This window comes from Leptospira vanthielii serovar Holland str. Waz Holland = ATCC 700522 (genome assembly GCF_000332455.1).
GTDB lineage: Bacteria > Spirochaetota > Leptospiria > Leptospirales > Leptospiraceae > Leptospira_A > Leptospira_A vanthielii.
This window is the reverse complement of the sequence record NZ_AOGY02000072.1, coordinates 189842-211118: the sequence shown is the minus strand read 5'-3', so window position 1 is coordinate 211118 and position 21277 is coordinate 189842. Positions and strand designations below refer to the sequence as shown.

The 21277-nt window shown below is 35.9% G+C and carries 13 protein-coding genes; 6 read left to right on the top strand and 7 right to left on the bottom strand.

Going from position 1 to position 21277, the window contains the following annotated elements:
- Window positions 1-6: 6 nt before the first annotated feature.
- Entirely contained in the window at window positions 7-594 is a 588-nt protein-coding gene (locus LEP1GSC199_RS18675; protein ID WP_002989518.1) for a hypothetical protein, read from the top strand.
- The gene (locus LEP1GSC199_RS18670; RefSeq protein ID WP_232420842.1) at window positions 591-8540 is read left to right on the top strand and encodes a biopolymer transporter TolR; all 7950 of its coding nucleotides are present in this window, start codon (window positions 591-593) and stop codon (window positions 8538-8540) included. Before LEP1GSC199_RS18675 ends, LEP1GSC199_RS18670 begins: the two co-directional genes overlap by 4 nt.
- Here LEP1GSC199_RS18670 and LEP1GSC199_RS18665 read toward each other — a convergent pair.
- Complete coding sequence (locus LEP1GSC199_RS18665) at window positions 8537-9622, bottom strand: aminopeptidase (RefSeq protein ID WP_002989370.1); 1086 nt, start codon at window positions 9620-9622, stop codon at window positions 8537-8539. The two genes, LEP1GSC199_RS18670 and LEP1GSC199_RS18665, sit on opposite strands and share 4 nt — an antisense overlap.
- A 3-nt stretch (window positions 9623-9625) precedes the next feature.
- Here LEP1GSC199_RS18665 and LEP1GSC199_RS18660 point away from each other — a divergent pair, with 3 nt between their 5' ends.
- Genes LEP1GSC199_RS18660 through purM form a run of 4 tightly spaced genes read left to right on the top strand, consistent with a single transcriptional unit; the run spans window position 9626 to window position 13888 of the window.
- Complete coding sequence (locus tag LEP1GSC199_RS18660; RefSeq protein ID WP_002989378.1) at window positions 9626-10753, top strand: S1C family serine protease; 1128 nt, start codon at window positions 9626-9628, stop codon at window positions 10751-10753.
- A gap of 5 nt (window positions 10754-10758) precedes the next feature.
- Window positions 10759-12060 carry a pyridoxal phosphate-dependent aminotransferase gene (locus LEP1GSC199_RS18655; RefSeq protein WP_002989464.1) on the top strand — a complete coding sequence of 434 codons (1302 nt, stop codon included), beginning with the start codon at window positions 10759-10761 and terminating at the stop codon, window positions 12058-12060.
- Window positions 12061-12870, top strand: a complete 810-nt coding sequence (gene murI, locus LEP1GSC199_RS18650) for a glutamate racemase (RefSeq protein ID WP_002989412.1) — start codon at window positions 12061-12063, stop codon at window positions 12868-12870. It abuts the gene before it with no gap.
- The gene (gene purM / locus LEP1GSC199_RS18645) at window positions 12863-13888 is read left to right on the top strand and encodes a phosphoribosylformylglycinamidine cyclo-ligase (RefSeq protein WP_002989338.1); all 1026 of its coding nucleotides are present in this window, start codon (window positions 12863-12865) and stop codon (window positions 13886-13888) included. Before murI ends, purM begins: the two co-directional genes overlap by 8 nt.
- Here the strand turns inward: purM and LEP1GSC199_RS18640 are convergent.
- The 6 genes from LEP1GSC199_RS18640 to LEP1GSC199_RS18615 are packed head-to-tail and all read right to left on the bottom strand — an operon-like array spanning window position 13881 to window position 21275.
- Window positions 13881-16367, bottom strand: coding sequence for a PAS domain-containing sensor histidine kinase (locus LEP1GSC199_RS18640; protein WP_039927390.1), 2487 nt, complete (start codon window positions 16365-16367; stop codon window positions 13881-13883). The genes purM and LEP1GSC199_RS18640 overlap by 8 nt on opposite strands.
- Window positions 16354-16734 (bottom strand): response regulator, encoded by a 381-nt coding sequence (locus LEP1GSC199_RS18635; RefSeq protein ID WP_039927388.1) that lies wholly within the window; start codon window positions 16732-16734, stop codon window positions 16354-16356. The genes LEP1GSC199_RS18640 and LEP1GSC199_RS18635 overlap by 14 nt, the downstream gene beginning before the upstream one ends.
- Window positions 16735-16740: 6 nt before the next feature.
- Window positions 16741-17100: a response regulator gene (locus LEP1GSC199_RS18630; RefSeq protein WP_002989487.1), complete on the bottom strand. Its 360-nt coding sequence runs from the start codon at window positions 17098-17100 to the stop codon at window positions 16741-16743.
- Between the two features lies 1 nt (window position 17101).
- The gene (locus tag LEP1GSC199_RS18625) at window positions 17102-18358 is read right to left on the bottom strand and encodes a sensor histidine kinase (RefSeq protein ID WP_002989142.1); all 1257 of its coding nucleotides are present in this window, start codon (window positions 18356-18358) and stop codon (window positions 17102-17104) included.
- Entirely contained in the window at window positions 18355-19398 is a 1044-nt protein-coding gene (locus LEP1GSC199_RS18620) for a protein-glutamate methylesterase/protein-glutamine glutaminase (RefSeq protein WP_002989389.1), read from the bottom strand. The genes LEP1GSC199_RS18625 and LEP1GSC199_RS18620 overlap by 4 nt, the downstream gene beginning before the upstream one ends.
- Window positions 19395-21275: a chemotaxis protein CheA gene (locus tag LEP1GSC199_RS18615; RefSeq protein ID WP_002989303.1), complete on the bottom strand. Its 1881-nt coding sequence runs from the start codon at window positions 21273-21275 to the stop codon at window positions 19395-19397. The genes LEP1GSC199_RS18620 and LEP1GSC199_RS18615 overlap by 4 nt, the downstream gene beginning before the upstream one ends.
- Between the last annotated feature and the right edge of the window lie 2 nt (window positions 21276-21277).

Below are 21277 nucleotides of genomic sequence, written 5' to 3'. Positions count from 1 at the left end.
GTATTTATGAAACGTCTTATATTTTTATTTCTATTATTAGGATGCAAATCCTTCGTCGACTTAAAAGTTCCGCCGATTACAATCACCAATGCACAAACAGCAGCCGAAAAACAGATGGTAGGTGAAGATAGGGAGTTGGAAAAAGAGGGTTGGATGATCGCATCCATTCAATCTTCATCAAATGGCAGGTCCAATCGTGAAAAATCAGCAACAGATGATTTGGATCCTGAAATTAGAGCTCATAGAATTCGTTTAAATTATCTGATGCCTGAAGTTAAACAGTACAAAATGCACGGTATTGTGGGAGAAACTCCATCTGGTTTTATCAAACAAAATCCATTGGCTTTGGGGCTACCTACTTTTGTCCAGTATGAACTCCCGGCCAAACGAAAACGCGTGGAAGACGTGATCGTTTATTTGAATGAATCAAGAAAGGCCATTTGGGAAAAAGAGGTTTTGAATCAGAAGAAAAAAGGTAAAAAGGACGAGGAAATACTCAAATACAAACAATCTTTAATTGAAGAATATTATAAATCTGTGTCGGTAGGAGAATACTTTGAAACGACTGCTAATAGATGGGAGAAATTACAATGAAACCTTCCAGGTGGTTTCTTTTTCCTTTTATCATTCTCTTTCCGTTTGTTTTCTTTCAATGTATTTTGTTTCAGAAAAGTGTTAAGATGACAAATGTTGATTTTGACTATTCGGCAATTTCAAAAAACTATTTTTCTCCTACTCAATCGAAACCTTTCCCACTAACTGTACAACGCGGAAATAATATCTATAACTCGACAACAAAGGACGGGAGGTATTTATTCTATGCAACAGACCAAAAAGGAAATTTCGATATTTGGTTTCGTGATTTAAAAAGTTCGGTTGTTGTACCAGTAACTAATCATCCTTTTTCAGAAACAAAACCTTCCATTTCTCCAAACGGGAAGTATTTAGTTTTTGTTTCTGAAGAATTTGATTCAGAAGGTGATTTGATTCTTTTGCCAATGGACATAGAGGAGTGGACTCACGAATTACTCAAAGGGAATCGCTTTATTGATGACAACTTTATCAACCTAACAAACAAACCAGACAACAAAGGTGAATATAAAAAAGGAATTATAGATACTGATCCTGTTTGGTCTGCCGACGGCGAAACAATTTATTTTATCTCTGATAGGTTTACACCTGGTTTACCAAACCTTTGTGCTTTAAAATTAGAAAATCCAAATCAAGTGATTCAGATTACTTCTAAAGGTGCAACCTCGCCGTATGTTTCTTCTGATGGAAAAACTGTGTATTTTATTTCTTACTTTGAAGAACCCAAGGGCGAAATTTATAAAATTAATCTTAGTAGTTCTGCAATTCAAAGGATAACAACAAATACCTATCTTGATTATTCTCCTACAGTCGATTCTAAATCTAAGAATTTATATTATGCTTCGATCCGAAAAGACACAAACAAAAATGGAAAATTGGATGAAAGGGACCATAGTATTCTTGTAATGATGAATCTGGAGTCTGGTGAAGAGAGAATTTTATCCTCTGGCGAAACATCGAATTTTGATGTTCGTTACTCTCACTTCAATGGGGGTTCCATTCTTTTTTCTGCATCCTATTTCAATGCAATTAATATATATTTTATTCCAGAAAACGGAGCGATTCCCAAACAACCAAACATTCGTGAGCAGTATCAGTACGCAAAAACCTTCACTAGTGGACAAAGTTTAGAAACATATTTTTTGGCTTTGGATTCGGTAGAATTGTTTTATTCAGAGGATACTCTGTTTCCGATTTACTCTGCAAGAGTTTCTGTTTTGAAGTATTCTTCACTTCTTAGAGTTGGAAAACGCGAGGAAGCAAAAACATTTTTAGAATCCTATCGAAATCGATTAAAGTCAGAGCCTAATAAAAATTATTTTGCACTTCTATTGATACAGTGGGAAGAATCAAAACAATCGGATAAAAAGTTTAATTTTATAAACGAAATACAATCGGTCCCACAAACCAAATGGACCAAAGATGCTGAAGCTATGTTGTATCATCTTTATGCGGATGAGTTGGAGAAAGAAAAAAAAGATACATCTGCTTTTGAATCCTTAAGGTTAATTTATGAAAAATTTCCGGATTATCACCAGATAGGCGAAGTAAAACGAAGATTAGGTGGTTATGAGTTTAAACCAGATTCTTTGAAAATATCAACATTATACCAAGAAATGATTGAAGGATGGGAAAAGGAAAAAAGTAGATATATGTCTAATCCTTCTGTCCCGTTTTCAAATGATCACAAAAGAGATCTTCGCTACCTTTTGGAAGATGTAATTCAAAAAGTCTCAGAAAATCGGAATAGCGAAGCACTCGTTTCGCATTTAAACGTAATCTTAGCAGATCCGAATACTAAGCAGATACCACAATTCATAATTACTTTGAAGTATCTGAAAGCAAAAGCACTATCAGACCTCCGTAAATTTAATGAATCTAATGAAATTCTAGATTCAATAATTCCTATTCCGATTAACATTGATTTAGAACCTCCAGGAAAACCTTCCGTTTTTGAAACTCCATCGTTTATCTCCGAATATAAAACTCCCATTTTGTTACGCGCAAATTTATTGAAGTATTATAACCAAAAGACAACTGGGAATACTACAGATGCACTTCGTAACCTAAAAATTTATCTAGAATTTTATGATCCCATTCTTGGTGTTGATTTGGGTGAGGAAGATATCCAAAGTGCGTTTTTTTATTTTGAAAATAAAGCGGTTGAGTTTGAACGGATTGGGGACTTGTTACAATCCTCCTTTCACTATTTTTTTAACAACCAGAACATGTTCCTCGTAAAAACAAGGAACCTGTATTTAGATTCTCTCTATAAAGAATACGCGATTTACTATCAACGTAAGATGGTTGATACAATCTTTCGTTTTGGAAAAAAGATTCGTGAAGAGGAAGAACGTGCACTTTTAAATCAACTAAATATTTTGAGTAAAGATAAGTTGAATGTTGTTGGAAATTTATCCGGTGTAACTTCCATTATCACTGACAATGAGCTTCTTCGTGGAGTTGTTGATATAAAGGATTTTGAAAAAATCGAAGTGTTGTCCGAAAAAGCTCTTAGTTGGACTGAACTTTATTATAAACAAGCAGTTCCTCGCGCAAGGCCTTATTTGGACCTTGCAACACTCTATGGATATTCTTATTACCTCATCAATAAATATGTAACTTTCGAGTCTTATTATTATTCCACTGGGACCATGACAGATGTTCGTAAGACTGAAATTTTAGAAAATTTCAAAAGAGCCGAACTAGAACTTCGTTGGATTATTTATGCGGATCCAACTCATTACGATGCCTATCAGTTACTTGGATGGTTGTATCAATATGTCGATCTAATCAAAATGCAGAAAAATCCAAAATCAGGAAAAATTGATTCTGAAGTTTATGAAGATCTTTATAAAAAATATTTTCCTGACAAAAACTTAGAAGCTAATATTGAACTTTATAATCAAATTTTGGTGTTTTTAGGAGAAGACTATCGAGATCGGAAAGTGGTTTCTGATTTGAATCTCAATTTAGGAAATAACTACTTCCTATTAAGTAATTTCCCGAAAGCAAATGAAAGTTATCGTAAGGTAGAAGACGTTTCGCTTTACCTATCCGTTAAAAATCAATTTGAAGGATACAAACAGGAAGCTATCTATCGATTTAATTATGGTAAATCTTTGATTTATCAAGGCCAATATAAAAAAGCATCCGAACAATTTTCAAAATCTATAAATATTTATTTTAAAAATGAATATTACCAATCAGTAAATGAATCTGCTTCGGATCCAAATTCTGTTTCTTTGGGTAAGTTGAATGAAGTACGCTCTAAGCTGGCATTACTATTCTCTTTGAAAGGCCTTTCCGAATTAGAGTTTGGAAATTTTGAAGAAGCGATCTCTTCTTTTCAAACTGCGATAGCCTACAACAAAGATGTAAAATTTATAAGTCCTGTAAATTTAGCAAATTATCTAGCGATTGCGTTTCAGAAAAGTGGTCGTTTTCGTGATTCCTATCAAATGTTAAATGCCGCTGAAATGGAATATAAGTCAAACCCAGATTCGATTTTACAGCGATACAGAAAATGGAGTTTCTGGAACGTCATTTTTGGCGATAATTTGCGAGTCATAGGAGACGGTCGATTTCCAGGTGAGTTTCCCAATGACTTTAAATACCTACTAACACTAGGTATACGGATTGAAAACCATATTGAACAAGAAGAGTTTTCTGCTGCATTATCAGAGATACAGGTTAGAAATGAACTGATCACTTCTAAGGATTTGGATGATACAATCATTGGTAAAAATATCCTAGCTAAGTCCAGACAAGTAGAAGCGCAAATTTATCAAAGAAGCCAATTGCAAGTAGAAGCAGTTAATCATTATAAAGAATTGGCCGACATTCTTTTGGGAAATTCTTCAAACAAAGGTTTGGAAAATTTATTCCAAAATTATGCATATTCTATATTTTCTTTGCAAGAGTCTTCGGAATACCAATTTGACACCAAACAAATATTACTGAAGCAGTTTTTTGAGCAGTTAGATCTTTGGAAAAAAAAGGAAACATCTAGTTGCTCTGAAACTAAAGAATTTTGTGATAATCGTTTTAGAATTGAAAATCCAAAGTTTGATATTGTCTACGGAACAGCCCTGTATTATCTTTCTCTTCTTTTGGAAAAGGAAGAGAAAGACTATCAATTAACTTTAGCAAAAGCTGCTGAAATATTGGAAAACCCAGGACTTGTAGATCCTCGAGTTATTGGTCTTTCGAATGATCCAATTTCTCGCCAAACTAGAGTTAGGATTCAATTGAATTTATACACCATTTATATGAAGCTAGGCGATAGTTACATGGCTGAAAAAAAATGGAAAGAGGCATCTGAACTTGCTTACGAATTTCGCTTGGATGAAGAAATGTTTTGGGCCAACGCACAAAAATTCAAATGGGGGCAACTCCATAGTAGGTCAGAAAAAAATACAAATTACCTTAGTTACGGTAAAGAGGCAATTCAAACTTACCAAACCAATCTCAGTGTGCGACTTTTTTCTCCGAAACATCGATTGATTGATTTTTTGGAATCCTATTCGGAAGTTCATTTGGCTTCTCATCAGACAAAAAATCTTGTCAACCATTGGGAAAATTTCAGAAGTTTAGAGTTGTTTCGCGATTTGATTTCTGCTCAGTTTGAATTTGAAGATTCTAAATCAAATTTATATTACCAGGACTTAATGAAGTGGGTAAAGGGATATCGTAAACTGACAAACGTTATTTCAGAAAAAGCTTTGAAACGCGAGCCAGTCACTATTTCACTAAAACAACAGATAAATGAAGTTCAGAATTTAGATGGAATCATAGAGAAACTAAAGAATGTATCTCCAGAACGTTCTGCTTTTTTGGAACCCAAAAGACCTGTAAAAGATGAGTTTTCCGATGGATGGATTGGGTTATACCCGACCAATGAGTCGTTATTCTTTTTTCATCTCCAACAAGGGAAACTTCAAACTGCGGTTTGCAAATCTCTGACGGAAATTAGTGATTGTATACCGAAACTCACCGAACCTTCCCCCACAATACAAATTATTGGACCGAAAGTTAGCGGCAGTTTGGTTAGATCTGTTGTCAACGAATATCATAAAATAAATTCTTCTCCTGTCCTTCTTTTTGATAGAAACCATAATGAGTTATTTCTCGAAAGGAATGAACGCCGCTTAAAGTGGGTAACGGCTTACGGTGAAACAGAAAAAAATAAACAAGATAAAAATGTCCGCACTCTACGCTCGGGAAACTTAGGTGTTTATCTTTATGATACTGATTATTTGGTAACAAACCGTTCTCTCGATAAACAAACCAGTTTGTTTGGAGATGAAAAATCTTATATTTTTCCACTTCGAGAAATTTTCCAAGGAAGTGGATCTGAAATTTCGGTGATAGGGTTGGAAGATTCCAACTTCAATACGCAAAAACAATGGCATCTAATTAGTAAATTGTATGAAGTTTTGCGATCTAAACGAATTCAGAATATTGTTTCTTATCAGTCTCAAAAAAAGGAAGATTATTCATCGATGAGACTGGACCTTTTTGCAAGGGATCCGAACCGTTTGTTGATTGGTAACTGGAAAGAGTTTTCTGTTTCAAAAAATGGATTAGGGGAAAAGGCAAACCAGTTTATTAGTGTTGGCTTTCAAAAAGAAAAATCCAAAGAATTTATAGACGCATACGAAAACTATTATACCGCATCGACTTTGTTAAATGATGAAGATGAGTTATTGCCAGCCCTTGAGTTGAAGTTAGCAAAATTAAAAACCGAAATATTCCCAAATGTTCCAAGAAAATCTATTTTCAAACCACTTTGGATTAAGTATGCGAAATCTTCTTTTCAAAATCAAATTCGTTATGAATATTTGGTTTCCTGCCTTTCTTCGAAGGACAGAGAGGATTGTAAATACAATTCTTCTGATTTTATTGGTGAAGATGCAGATTCTTATTTGGGAGCATTGGACTTTTATTTCGAACTCCGTAATGGAAATGTAAAAGATATCGCCGCAAAAAACGATCTCAGGTCCAAAGTGGAAACAAAAGAGGATCCTTTTTTGCAAGCATATAGGTTGGGATCTTTATACATTCAAAATTATTTGTTTTATGAAGCAGAATCGGAAACGAATAAACTTACTCGACTCGCAAAAACACCGAAGGAGAAAACTGTCGTTAAAAACCGTCTTTTGGAATTATACTTTCATAAAGGATTTTTGTTAGGTGATAAGGATATTTACTTAACGCCACTTACTTCCACTTCAGCGTACAATTATGGATTTAAAAAAGATTGGAAAAATTTCGATGATAAAGTGCTTTCGCGAGATTTTACAAAATTTGGATATTCAGATTCTATTTATGATTCTTATCGATTGAGACTGTATTCCGCATGGAAAGAACAACTCCAGACCGGTTACTTTGAATCAATGTCATTAACTCCTGAATACTTGACTAGTGGTGAGTCGGTGCTTACTAAACTATCTCACCTAAACCGGACATTGTTTTTCCATTTACTTTTGAGTTCTGTCCCTTTTCAGAAAAACCAAGAAGTAAATTCTTTGATTGAACTTTTGGTATCTGAAGAGCTGAAAGAGGGACGTAGTTATCGCACTTTATTCTTTAGATTAGAACTTGCAAAAGCCTTGTTACTTCGCGGTGAATGGGAAATGGCAGATTCACTCGTATCAAAGATACAGTCTATGGATAAAGAACTAGGTGATGGGAATCGCTTTTGGCAGGAAAGATGGAATGATTTTAAATGGAAACGCGATTATCTTAAGAATCAATCTTCGACATCATCTCTTGTAAATCCGTTCTTAAAATTCTTTCAAGTGGCTAAATCCAAAAAACCGGATGAGTTTATTTCTCTTTTGAATGAATTTAATAAAAAATACCGCGCTGAGTTTTTGAGCCCAGAACTTCGGGAAGAGTATGAGTTTTTGTTCCATTTTCTTTTACAACAGAGTTTGGAAAAAAATAGTTCAGAGAGTTTTTTTGACTTAGCAGTTGCAAGAGAAATCTTTCGTTTTACTTCTAGTCGATTTTCAAATAATGAACTATATGTGAAACATATTCCTAACTTTGAAGTTTATTCCGAGCGATTGAAAAAGAAGATGATTGGCAAACAGGAATTTCACGGCCTATTTGACCTTGGTAAAAAAACATACTTATTGAGTTTTGCTTCTGGTAAGTCACTAGGTCGAGAGATGTTTTCTGATAATAAATCCATTTATCGGGAGGCAGTAAAATACTTCCGTTCAGCTGAATCTGGTAGCCAAGAGGTGATTTTGAGAGAGTCATTAGCCGATAAATATCGAACTAGTTTAAGATTAAATAAAACAAATAGACATTATATTTATAGCTCGGGGCTGCATGCTGTTGTTCCCATTGTTTTGCCAGATACAGAATATTATTCGGTAGCTTCGGTTTCCGATTTTCTTTCCAATCCTGTTTTGAAGTTTAATTCGATAACACCAAAAAAACCAGATGTATCTGTCGTGGGTTGGAATTCCTCATTGGAGAATGAAATAAATGCAGGTCTCATGGTTTGGGAAACGAATGGGAAAAGGGATGGTTATGCGCCGTTTAACGTTGATTTTACGGAGCTTGGTTGGTGTCAAAATAATTATTTGTGTAGTTCCGAAGTTCCCTTATTTGATGCAGCAGTTAAGGGTGTAAATACTGCCAAAATTTATGCAAATCAAAGAATTGGCACTTCAGCCCAATACACGAATGATTTTAGCGGCGTTGCTTATTATCTAGCAAGGGAGAACACGGGACTATTCGTATTACATTCTGGAATTCAAACAGGAGTTCATAATTTGTTTTTTTTGAAACAATTTTTGCAAGCGAATGATTTACCAAAACCTTTACATATCCGTTTAGCCGAGGGAAAAGAAGCAGCTAGGAACTCTGCAATCGATGACCGCTTTTGGATTGGATATAAACTTTATACATCCGCAATGATCGAAGATTAAAGATTTTTGTTTAAAAATTGTTTTCGGTCTTCTTCCGGTAAATCAAAGAGTTTTTTTACTTCTTTATGAAACTGTTGGAAGTTTTTTCCTGATTTCAGAAATAAAGACTCAAAACTGACTTCTCCAGAATGGTAACGAAGAGCGCCTAAAAAATCTTCGTTATTCCATTCGCGTGCTAAAAATTCTTTGGATTTTTCTTCTGGAACTAATTTTTTCAAAATCACTTCTTCTTTGAATTTTGCCGTAATGGATTTTTTTTGGATCCATTTGTTTTCTATATCCAATGTAGATGAGTAGAGAGTTTTTAGTTCCTCTGCATATTTTTTTAAAAGATTTAATGTTACTTCTCTGCGAACCTTTTCTTTTTTAAACTTTTGTAAATGGATACTAGCTTCACCCTCTTTTTTTGTATAATATATTTCGATACCTTTTTCTTCCACATAACTTGCATAAGATTCATTTAGTGTAGAGTCTCCGGGTAAATAAACGGTGGAATGAGACATTTCGTGAAAGACAAGACCAACAAGTCTATGATCAGGCCAACTGAGTTGAGGTGATAATACTGGATCAGAAAACCAACCAAGTGTCGAGTATCCACCAATAGCACGGATGCGAGTATCAAATCCTTCGGATTGTAATTCTTTTTCGAGTGCGATTGCCATTTGTTTATCAAAAAATCCTTTGTAGGGAACAGTGCCTGCTATGGGAAACCACCATGTATAGGATTTTAATTCTAATGCTTCCGAAGCGCTAACATTCCAACCGATTTCTTCCCTTTCTAATTTTGTATAGTATTCAAACCCTCCTTTTTCATTTAGCGCTAGTTCCCCGATGGCAAAATTTCTGGCATCTTGGATTAAATATAATTTTTGTTTTGTTTTTAAATCCAAGCCTGGTAGGTTTAGAATATCTTCGATTTTTTCACGACCCAAGATAATGGAAGATTGTTCCTTACCTAAGTGAAATAAATACGGCAAACACCCAGAAAGAAAAATGGGAAGTAGTAAAACCGTAAATATTCTTGGAATCTTTTTGGTTCGACAAGGAAGGGGAATCGACAAAAGTGGAAGGGGTTTTGGCATTCTATGGAAAGAAAAACTTCGATTCCGCCAGTCGTCTACATTAACTTTGCTTTAGTTTTTGTACTTTTGTTTGCGATCTTCTTTCCGGAGATTCGATCAGCTGTAACAAAATTGTTTGCTTCCCCAAAACCGATTTCTTCTAGCAAACAAAGCCAAGCCATCCAAATCCAAACCAGTTTTCGGAACGTTTACCGTGAAGCCCAACAATTTGTAGTCTCAATACGTACGAAAAAAACGGAGATGATTTTCCATCCTTATGCATTTGGAGAAAGTCGAGAAGATCGGATTTCGTCCATTGGGAGTGGATTCATCATTGATGAAAGGGGGTTTGTTGTCACAAATTACCATGTCATTAAAAATGCAGAGATCATTGAAATCATCATGTCAGATGGTCGCATTTTCCCGGCACGATACGTGGGAAGCCATGAACGGGCAGATATTGCTCTTTTGAAAATCCCAAGTAACGACCGTTTTACTCCAGCCTTTCTTGGAAATTCCGATGAAATTGAAGTGGGGGACTGGGCTATTGCTGTAGGTTCGCCTTATGGACTTGAAAAGACTTTTACTGTGGGTGTGGTCTCCGCCAAGTCCCGGGAGGATTTGGATGAAACGGGCCAAACCCATATCCAAACGGATACAGCCATCAACCCCGGATCCAGTGGTGGTCCGCTACTCAATATCTATGGGGAAGTGGTGGGAATCAACCGTATGATCCGTTCTTCTTCTGGTGCGAGCGCCGGGATCGGGTTTGCCATTCCCATCAATTATGCCAAAAGGGTGCTTCGTCAAATTGAACAAAATGTAGGACAGAACATCCGTCCGGCAACGCTTGGCGTGATGGCTACGGCTCCCCTCCCAGACCATAGGAAATCACTCGGAATTCCTGGGGAAACGGTGGGTGTTTTGGTCTATGATATCGAACCCAATTCCTCTGCGGAAAAAGGGGGACTGCGGCGTTACGACTTTATTGAGGGGGCCAATGGCCTTCAGATCCGCCATATCAATGATTTGCGCGAACAAGTGGGACTTGTTGGTTTGGGAGGCGTCTTACGGTTGAAGATATTAAGGGATACCCAAGAGATGGAATTATCGATCCCTTTGGTCGAGGCCGCCTATAAAAAAGGCCAGTAAATTTTATGAGAAGAAATATAGTCCATTCGGGTGCTGATGCACTCATTTATGAAATCCGCCAGATTGTCGCCCTTGCCAAACAAATCGAGGCAATGGGAGTTACTATCACCTGGGAAAATATTGGAGACCCGATCCAAAAGGGAGAATCCGTCCCGAATTGGATGAAGGACATTGTCAGTGGACTTGTCGCCCAAAACAAATCTTGGGCCTATACGGCAACCCAAGGGGATGAAACCACTCGCAAATTTTTAGCAACCAAAGTGAATGAAAGAGGTGGGGCCCAGATCACTTCCGAGGACATCCTTTTTTTTAATGGCCTTGGGGATGCGGTTGCAAAAATATTCGGATTTATGAGACGAGAAGCAAGGATTCTTGGACCTTCTCCCGCCTATTCTACGTTATCTTCTGCTGAAGCGGCACATTCTGGATACGAACACCTAACTTATGAACTAAATCCTGACAACGATTGGATGCCTGATTTACAAGACATTGAAAACAAAGTAAAATATAACGATTCGATTGCGGGAATTCTTCTCATCAATCCAGACAATCCTACTGGTGCTGTATATCCTAAGGAAGTCATGCGAGAGATTGTCAAAATTTGCGAAAAATATGACATCATCTTAATTTGCGATGAAACCTATGCCCATGTAAATTATTCGGAATGGGGGAGTATTCACTTATCCGAAGTCATTGGCGATAAAGTTTGTGGGTTTGCTTTAAGATCTATCTCCAAAGAATTTCCATGGCCTGGTGCTCGCTGCGGTTGGCTTGAAGTTTTTAATCGTAAAAACGATCCAACCTTCGAAAGATACATTAAATCATTGTTAGATGCAAAAATGTTGGAAGTTTGTTCTACCACCCTTCCACAACTTTCCATTCCGCTTGTATACTCTCATCCTGAATTTTTAAATCATTTAAAGTTTAGAAATGAAAAGTTCAAAAAACGTGCAGAGAAAGCAACAGCATTCCTTTCGGGAATTCCTGGAGTGAAAGTCATCCAACCCAAGGGTGCGTTTTATTTAACTGTTTTATTTGAAGACGGTGCTTTGAAGCCACAGATGACTCTTCCTATCTCCAATACAAAGGTTCGTGACTTTGTGGCTCCACTCATGGATAAAGCAGCTCTTGATAGAAGATTCGTTTTACATCTGTTAGCCTCTGCAGGGATTTGTGTGGTTCCACTTAGTTCTTTTTGTTGTAACCGAAATGGATTTAGGGTCACCTTACTTGAAGAAGACGAGACAAAATTTGAATGGATCTATAAAACTCTCGCAGAAAATATCAGGAAGTATTTAGCATCCTAAATGAATTCTCGCGGAAGATATAAAATTGGGATTTTTGATTCGGGTCTTGGAGGACTTTCTGTCCTTAGAACACTTTGGAAGGAAACATCCAATATTGATTATATCTACTTTGGCGATTTGGTAAATTCTCCTTATGGTCAAAAATCTAAATCCGAAGTTTTGGAACTTTCGAAAAATGCCTTTGAGTATTTATTAGAAAAAAATTGTGAAGCCGTTTTGTTTGCCTGTAACACGGCAACTTCAGCTGCAGCCGATTTTCTTCGAGCAAAACATTCGATTCCGATTTTTGGAATGGAACCTGCCTTGAAACCGGCGGTAAATCAGAATCCTGGAGTCAAAATTGCTGTGTTTGCCACAGAGCTCACCTTAAGGGAAGATAAATTTAAAAACTTAGTCTCTGGTTTTCCTGTTGGCACAGAGATCCTTCCTGTTGCTTGTGAAGGTTTAGCCAAACTCATTGATAAAGATCTTTGGGAAGATGCTTGGAATTTATTTGAATCCAAGATCAAAACTGTAGTTAAAGACTGTGATGTTTTTGTTTTAGGTTGTACTCACTATGTTTTTCTCAAAGAAAGAATTCTTTATAATTATCCTAAGGTAAAAGTATATGACGGAAATTTGGGAACTACACAAAATATAAAACGAGTTTTAAATTTACCTGACTTCCAAGAAAATAAAAACCAATTAGATATTCTTTTGAACACTTCGGATTCTGATTACGTACATTTGGCAGGAAGGATTGCTAAAACAATCACACCGAACCATACTCTTTCCCTTATCAACACTACTACAGGAAAACTCCATGTCTGATGCAAATAAAATTACATATAAAGAAGCAGGTGTTGATACCGAAAAAGGACAAGAGTTTGTAAAAAGAATCAAATCAAATGTAGCATCGACTCATAACAAAAATGTTTTGGGTGGGCTTGGTGGTTTTGCCGCCTGTTACGATGTTAGTTTTTTGAAATCATATAACGAGCCAATTCTTTTGTCTGGAACTGATGGTGTTGGCACGAAACTTCAAATCGCACGGTTATTAGACATTCATGATACTGTTGGAATTGATTTGGTTGCCATGTGTGTGAATGATATCCTTGTCAATGGTGGAAAACCATTGTTTTTTCAAGATTATATTGCTTGTGGTAAACTTTTTTTACCACGTATGGAAGCCATTGTATCGGGAATTGTAAGAGGTTGTAAATTAGCTGATTGTGCACTTGTTGGTGGAGAAACTGCAGAACATCCAGGTGTTATGCCAGATGATGAATACGATTTAGCTGGTTTTGTGGTTGGTGTTGTTGAAAAACAAAAGATGATTAATGGACTTACCATCAATCCTGGTGATTCTATTATTGGTCTTGGATCTTCTGGGCCACATAGCAACGGTTTTTCGCTCATCCGAAGAATCTTATTAAAAGATGGAAAATTGCCAACTTCCTCAAGTGATTTGGATTTTTTGAAAAATCATGTCTTCCAACCCACTAAAATTTACGTAAAAACAATTTTATCATTAATTGAAAAGTTTTCTATCAAAGGAATGGTTCATATCACCGGAGGAGGATTTTACGAAAATATTCCTCGGGTGTTACCTGCAGGTATTGGTGCAGAAATAAGTAATCTTCCAGAAAGTTATGTTTTTTCCAAACTAGAAAAGGATCATTCATTGGATCGTCATGATATGTTTGGAACTTTTAACATGGGAATTGGTTACATTCTTGTGGTAGACCCATCTCAAGCGGATGTGGTGATGAGTGAACTACAAACTCTTGGTGAAAAAGCTCATTTGATTGGTAAAACTAATACCACTGGGAAAATTACCATTAAGTAGTTAATGGAAAACTAACCTTAAAAATGGTTCTACCTGGCGTAGATTCAAAGTCTACGTTTGCATTGTGCCTGTTTGCTATTTCTTTTACAAGATAAAGTCCAAGCCCTAAGCCATCGCCTGTTGTTTTCGTTGAGAAAAAAGGCATAAAGATTTTTGAATGGTTGTCTTGAGGTATCCCCACACCGGAGTCTTCGATTTCCACAAAAACAGTTTCTGATTTTTTGAAACTACGAATTTGTATTGTACCTTTGGATGCAACAGCCTGTATAGAATTCCAAATGATTTGGCCCCAGAGTTGGACTAAATCACCTTGTATACACCGAACATTTCCGCTATACTCCAGATTCAATATCAAATTAATATCTCTTAAAAAATGGTCTTTATAAAGGGAAATTGCAGAATGAATTGTGTCGGTTAATAAATAATCAGTGAGTTCTAAGTTGGATTGTAAACCAGCAAAATTTTTTAGTGTATAGGTGATCTTTGAAAGCCTTTTCACTGAGTATAAAATATGTTCGGAAGATTGTTTAACGAGTAGTAGTCTTCTTAATGTTTGAAAGTCTTGTTTGTTTCGAATTACATTTTTGATTTTTGAAATCATCGGGTTAGAAAGGTTTCGTATTCCTGAATCGACAAAAAGTTCGGCAAGTTCTTCTTCAAATGGGACCGAGTGTTGTTTGAAGCTTTCGGTAAGAGATTTACGTGCTTGTCTGTTAGAAAGTCCAGTTAAGATACGAAGGCCACCGGAATCTGTATCTAGAATGGATTGGATTAATTCGCTAATCCGTATACTTGAATCATGGATACTTTCTTCTTCCCATTCAGATACTAATGTTTCAACAGAAGACTTAATCATTCCAATAGGATTGTTGATTTCATGGGCAAGTCCTGATACAAGTTGTCCCAGAGAGACCATCTTTTCATTTTGAATTAACTTTTGTTGAGCTTCTCTTAAAGCATAGAGTGCGGAGTTAAGTTCAAAGTTACTGGATTGGAGTTCTTTGGTCCTCGCTCTAACTTTCTCTTCCAAAGATTTGTTTAACTCTTTGAGTTCAATTTCCGCAGCACGTTTTGAAGTTTGGTCAATTCCAATCCATATAATTTTTAACGGTTCGTTTCGATTATCACGAATGATACCAAGTCGCCATTCTAAAAAAAGAACTTGGTTAGAATTTGTAACGCAACGTAAGATTAAACTTTCCGCGATGTTTTGAATTTCATTCACATCATCCAAAACATCTTTTAAGTATCCTCTGTCTTCTGGAAGTAAAATGACATTCTGGATGTATTTCCCTATGACTTCTGATTTTCTCATTCCTAAAATGGTTTGGGCTGCTGAGTTGATACTCTCGATTAATCCATTTGCATCTGTTAATAAAATTAAATTTGCTGCATTGTCAAAAACAGTAGAGTTTAAGTTTTTCTCCTGAAGTAGAGAGATTTCAGTTTTTTTAGATTTAGTAATATCAAGGGCAACCACATCGATTCTTTTTTCAATTTCCAATATATCAAACGATACATTTACATAATGTTCAGTCCAAATCAAAGACCCATTTGCGTGGATCATTCGAAGTATGATTGGCGAATGGCCAGCATAAAGTTCTGAAATCTTATGTTGGTCTTCCGGGATGACTATATCTTTAAAAAAATCGGGATTTTCATAGAAAAAATTCAATCCATATCCTGTAATTTCTTCCATTTTGGGGCTAATGTAGGAGGTTCTTGGTTCTGGTAAAAATTCTATATTATAAATAATTGCTGGAAGTTGATTATACATAATCAGAAGACGAACATTTACATCTTTAATAGTTTTTTGTAATAACTCTAGTTCTTCGAGTGATAGGTTTAACTTTTTGGTTTGTATGTTGAAGTTGAAGAGGATACACCCAACTCCAAATAGAAACATAAATAATGTATTAATGATATAACCCAGAGGCCTATACCATTCCAAACCAAAAAGATAGGGGAAGGTAATCCTTTGTAGGGCTATGATCAAACAAACAGCTAAAAAATAGAAACGAAATGCACTTGGGTATGTATTTAACATAAAAACCGTGATTCCAAATAAAAAAAGAACTCCCGCATTAAAAATGGAAGAAGGCAAAGTCATCCAAAAAAACGAAATTTCCGTTAGGAGAAGAGATACAAATAAAACGTATATTGAAATACATAGAGCATATAAATAAGGTAAGCTGATTCTTTTTGTAATGATGGGGGATACGGCCGCAACCAAAAGATAAGAGCCAAAAATGGCGAAACTTTCAGAAAAGAAAAAAAATATTTTCTGGCTACCTTCACCAAACAAATAGAGTGCAAAGTTTCGGAACACGAGAACCGTTAGGAAAATGGCCGTATAACCAAGTTTAACTTCTGATTTAGAATGTTTGGAAAGAGAGTAAATAATGAATGCCATCGTAGTGTTGAATACTACGGAAATGACGGTTATGGAATAAATCACATTTACTTCAAAGGGAAACATCTTCCTCGAAAAGCTCCGTTACCTGTTTGATTAATTGTTCGTTGTTAAATGGTTTTATCATCCATGCGTCTGCACCATTGAACAATGCATTAGAAATGATTTCGGGTTTATCTTCAACGGAAAGAACCAGTAGTTTAAATTTTTGATTCTGTATGATTTTTTTTGTTTCTCGGATTAAGTTGATCCCGCTAATTCCAGGCATATTAAAATCGAAAATTCCCAAACGAATGGACGGATCCGATTTTATTATCTCTAGTGCTTTATCACCTGTGTTACAAGTGATCACAGTATGGCCCTGGCTACTTAAAGCTAACCTAACAATTTTTAAAACAGCAGAAGAATCATCTACCACAAGAATCGAAGCCATATTATCTTATATTAGTTGAGAAATTAATTTGATCAGTGACTCGTTGGCAAATGGTTTCACGAGCCAGCCAACCGCACCAGCAGCCTTACCTTTATTTTTCATTTCATCGCTAGATTCTGTGGTTAACATTACAATTTTCATAGCTTTGCCATTTTCTGATTTTAATGTTTTTTCAGTTAACTCAATCCCTGTCATCCCTGGCATATTCACATCAAAGATACCAATATCAAAACTTGATGTCTCCAGTTTTTGGAGTGCTTCCATTCCGTTTGTTGCCGATGTCACTTCATGACCTTCTGTTGTTAATACCAAGTTTAGTATTTTTAAAACTGCAGGTGCATCATCTACTGTAAGTATTTTTGCCATTTTATTTCTCCTCGTCCAATAATGGGAACCGAATTGTTAAACAAACATCTTTTGTATTCTCATTTCTAAAATTATTTTCAATATTATAAATTTGAACATTGGATTGGTGTTGGTCCATAATCTTTTTAACAAGTGATAACCCGAGTCCAAATCTAAATTGTTCGAATTTTGCATAACTATCATCAACGACGGAGGAAATTCTAAAAAAAGGTTCGAATACAAAAGATTCAAATTTTTCTGGGATACCGCTTGATCCATCGCTATTTTGGTAGGCAGGATTGATGACTTTTAATTCTAAGAAATTTTCTTTATGGAAGAAAATTAAATAAATTACGTCTTTTTCCTTTGAATACTTAATTGCGTTTAAGAAAATTTCACGAATTACATAAGATAGTTTTGTTTCATCAAAACGGATTTTTTTTCCGGCTGCGGATATCGGGATCTGGCTTAGGTTGATTTTTTGAGATTTGATTGCCAGAGCTTCACTCAAGGTTTCCATTTCTTGATTTATGATGGTAAGTAATTTTGTTGAAAATTCTATATTTTCGATAATCCTTTCGTCATCTATCACTGATTGTGAAATGGACATACTATCGAACATACTTTTTGCAGCCTCATAGTTTTCTGTTAATAGATCCATAACAGGTATGGGTATAGAATAATTTTTTCCTTCTTGGTCCAATTTACTTTTTGAAATTAATATACTGACAACACTCATTAGTGTTCCTATCCCACTTCCTTGGAATAAGTTGATGTTCATTTGGTGGATAATATCTGCGGCTATATTCTCGTTTTCTTTATGCAAAAGAGATTTTTTCCAGTCGAAGATTTCCACCATTCGTTTGTATAAATGGTTTTCGGCTTCGTGGATGAATTGGGATTTAAGTTTTGTTAATAAGTATTGAAGCGATCGATCCAATGTGAATTGGATATGGCTTGAAGAAAGCGGGGTTTGGATATAATCGTAAACGGAATGTTGTTTTAGTAGGGAAGCGGTGATATTCCAATTTGATGTGTCTGTAATTAGAATAATAAGTGTTTGTGGAAATTTTTTCGAGAATTCGGAAAGTTTTTCCCTGGAAACAATTGGTTCTACATCATTTACGTGAAAGATTAAAAAATGAAATTTTCCTTTTTCTAGTGATTGCGATATTTCTTCCAAAAGATTTACTCTTTCAAATGTATAACCTATTTCCTTAAGTAGATCTGCTATTGGTTTTGTGCTGTCACTTTCGAGTATTAAACAGTGCGGAATCATAATGATGCAATATCCTTAATTTTATCTACGATCCCATTTAAAGGAACTTGGTAGGTGACTGCGCCTAGTTCATAAGCTACTTTGGGCATTCCATATACAACGCAAGTTTCCTTGTTTTGACCAATCGTTAGGCAACCTTGGGTTTTAAGTTTTAAGAGACCAAAAGCTCCATCACTTCCCATGCCGGTTAGTATGATACCTATACTATCGCCAGCTATGTCTTGTTCGGTTGCTGATTCAAACAAAACATCCACGGAGGGTCTGTGTCCATTTTTCTTTTCAGATTGTGAAATTTGTGTATAATATTCATTGCCAATTTTTTGAATTCCTAAATGGTAATTCCCTGGCGCAATGTAAACATGTCCGGTTTGTAAGATTTCTTTATCTTTTGCTTCTTTTACATGGATTTTGAGATCGGAATTGAGTCTTTGTGCAAATAATGTGGTGAAGTTTTCTGGCATATGTTGTGCGATTAGTATTGGAGGAAAAGTCTCATCTACTTCGCTAAGTAACGTTCGTAAGGCGGTTGTTCCTCCCGTTGATGATCCAATCAATATGAATTTTCGTTTAAACGTTGTTTTTGAATTTGTTTTTTGAGGTGAATGAGTTTCCAACTTTGAAGGAAAACTTAGTTTGGTGACATTGTAATACAAACTTTCATTGAGTTTAGAAAGTAAATCTTCTTTTGCTTCGACTAAACTTTCAGGAGTGCCGATGGGTTTTGTCACATAGTCAAAGGCGCCAGCTTCTAAAGCCTCTAAAGTTATATTGGCACCTTCCGTTGTGGAAGAACTAAACATAATGACTGGCATGGGATATTGAGGAAGGAGTTTTTTTAAAAAAACAATTCCGTCCATACCCGGCATGTGAACATCTAAGGTCATTACCTCTGGCTGTTTCTCTACAATCAAATCCCTTGCTTCATAAGGATTCGCGGCTTCCCCAATCACTTCCCAGTTTGGATCGGATTCAATCCAACGTTTGATCATACTTCTCACAGTTTTTTGGTCATCGACTACAATTACGGTGTGTTTTTTCATATTGTAACCGAGGAGAGATGTTGGCTGATCAATTTTCTTACGTCTAGAATTAAACCTGCATGACCATTCCCTAAGATGGTGCAACCAGCAAGTCCGTTGATATTTTTAAAAATAGGTGAAATTGGTTTGATCACGATTGATTGACTACCAACAATTTCATCAAAAACAATTCCCATTTGTTTTTCGTGTGATTCAGTAACGATGACATATTTTTCTTTTAAAATCCTCTGATCGTTTAAATCAGAATCTTTTCCAAATAACAAATTGATATCAACAAGAGAAATTTGATTGGTTCTGTGTTGTATACTATGATTGTTTTTATACAATTCGTTGATTGGTTCCTTCGAGATGTAAATGGATTCTTTGACATCGATAGAAGGTAAAATAAAATAAGTATCTGCTTTTCGAACCACAAGTCCTTCGATAATGGCTAGAGTTAAGGGGACACGAATGAGAAAAGTAGTTCCTTGGCCAAAAACAGAAAATACATCCACAAAACCTTTGAGAGTTGTGACATTTTTTCTTACTACATCCAATCCAACTCCTCTTCCCGAAAGATCGGTTACTTCTTTTGCTGTAGAAAATCCTGGATGGAATAAAAATTCCCAAACCTCTTTGTCCTCAAGAGTTTCTGCATCGGTATGAGCAATGAGGCCAAGAGAAATTACTTTATTTAAGATTCTCTCTCGGCTAAGTCCTTTACCATCATCGCGCACTTCAATCCAAACCTCTTTACCTGATTGTGTCGCTGTTAGTAGGATGGTTCCTTCTGGTTGTTTCCCGGCTTCTTTTCTTTCTTCAGGAGTTTCTAAACCATGATCGATGGCATTTCGAATGATATGAACAAGAGGATCATACATTTCTTCGATGATTGATTTATCAATTTCTGTGTCTTCTCCTGAGATGATGAGTTTTACTTGTTTCCCTGTTTTTTTTGCTGTGTCTCTCACAAGGCGTTCCATACGAGAAAAAATTCCTGCAATGGGAACCATACGAAGGCTCAGTGTGATTTCTTGAAGGTTTCTGATTAATTTTTTTAATTGTAATGCGGTTTTCTGAAAATTTTCTAACTTAAGTTTGCTGATGTCTTGATGGTCTGTTACCATTGGTTCTGTAATGACAATTTCACCAACGATATCGAGTAAAGAATCTAACTTATCTGTATCAATACGTATGTCTTTTTTTATGATGGTTTTCTTTTCATTTTTTAGATTCTCTTCAGGTTTTGGGTTTTTTTCTTTTGTTAAATCAAAATCAGGTTTTTGAAACAAACCGAATTCTTTGTTTGGTTTTGGAGTGGAGTCGTCTACAAAAAGACCAAATTCTTTTACTACTGTGGGTTCTTTTGCATTCGTAAACAAACCAAATTCTTCTTTAGGATTTTCATTCGTTATATCATCACCAAACAAACCAAACTCGTCGTTTGTTTGTGCGGAGGGTAATTTTTCGGGATTCTGCAAGTGCAGAACTCGTATGGACTCATTTTTGTTGTTTAATTTAGTTAAAAATTGAATTTGTTCTTCGGAAAAAAAATCCCCACCCGATGGAGAGGATTCCTCATGTTCTACTAATTCATTTAAGTAATCAAGGGCAGTGATTAATAACTCAAGGGTATCTTCATCTTGGTCTTCTGGATTTTTTCGTAGATAATCCAAAAGGTTTTCTGCTGCATGTGCCATTTTTACAATGGCAGTAAGTCCAAAAAAACCAGAACTCCCTTTGATCGTATGAAAATGCCTAAATAGGGTATCGAGGAGGTCCCTGTCTACAAGACTACCATCTAACGTTGATTTCTCGAAATGAAGTAAATCCTTTTCGATATTATCCAGTGTTTCTCGTGCTTCTAGTAAGTATTCTAATACATCATCTCTTTCCATGG

Coding starts and splice junctions, on each gene's coding strand:
- purM (WP_002989338.1), top strand. CDS start 12,863: ATGTCTGATGCAAATAAAATTACATATAAAGAAGCAGGTGTTGATACC.
- LEP1GSC199_RS18665 (WP_002989370.1), bottom strand. CDS start 9,622: ATGCCAAAACCCCTTCCACTTTTGTCGATTCCCCTTCCTTGTCGAACC.
- LEP1GSC199_RS18635 (WP_039927388.1), bottom strand. CDS start 16,734: ATGGCTTCGATTCTTGTGGTAGATGATTCTTCTGCTGTTTTAAAAATT.
- LEP1GSC199_RS18670 (WP_232420842.1), top strand. CDS start 591: ATGAAACCTTCCAGGTGGTTTCTTTTTCCTTTTATCATTCTCTTTCCG.
- LEP1GSC199_RS18655 (WP_002989464.1), top strand. CDS start 10,759: ATGAGAAGAAATATAGTCCATTCGGGTGCTGATGCACTCATTTATGAA.
- LEP1GSC199_RS18625 (WP_002989142.1), bottom strand. CDS start 18,358: ATGATTCCGCACTGTTTAATACTCGAAAGTGACAGCACAAAACCAATA.
- murI (WP_002989412.1), top strand. CDS start 12,061: ATGAATTCTCGCGGAAGATATAAAATTGGGATTTTTGATTCGGGTCTT.
- LEP1GSC199_RS18620 (WP_002989389.1), bottom strand. CDS start 19,398: ATGAAAAAACACACCGTAATTGTAGTCGATGACCAAAAAACTGTGAGA.
- LEP1GSC199_RS18615 (WP_002989303.1), bottom strand. CDS start 21,275: ATGGAAAGAGATGATGTATTAGAATACTTACTAGAAGCACGAGAAACA.
- LEP1GSC199_RS18660 (WP_002989378.1), top strand. CDS start 9,626: ATGGAAAGAAAAACTTCGATTCCGCCAGTCGTCTACATTAACTTTGCT.
- LEP1GSC199_RS18675 (WP_002989518.1), top strand. CDS start 7: ATGAAACGTCTTATATTTTTATTTCTATTATTAGGATGCAAATCCTTC.
- LEP1GSC199_RS18630 (WP_002989487.1), bottom strand. CDS start 17,100: ATGGCAAAAATACTTACAGTAGATGATGCACCTGCAGTTTTAAAAATA.
- LEP1GSC199_RS18640 (WP_039927390.1), bottom strand. CDS start 16,367: ATGTTTCCCTTTGAAGTAAATGTGATTTATTCCATAACCGTCATTTCC.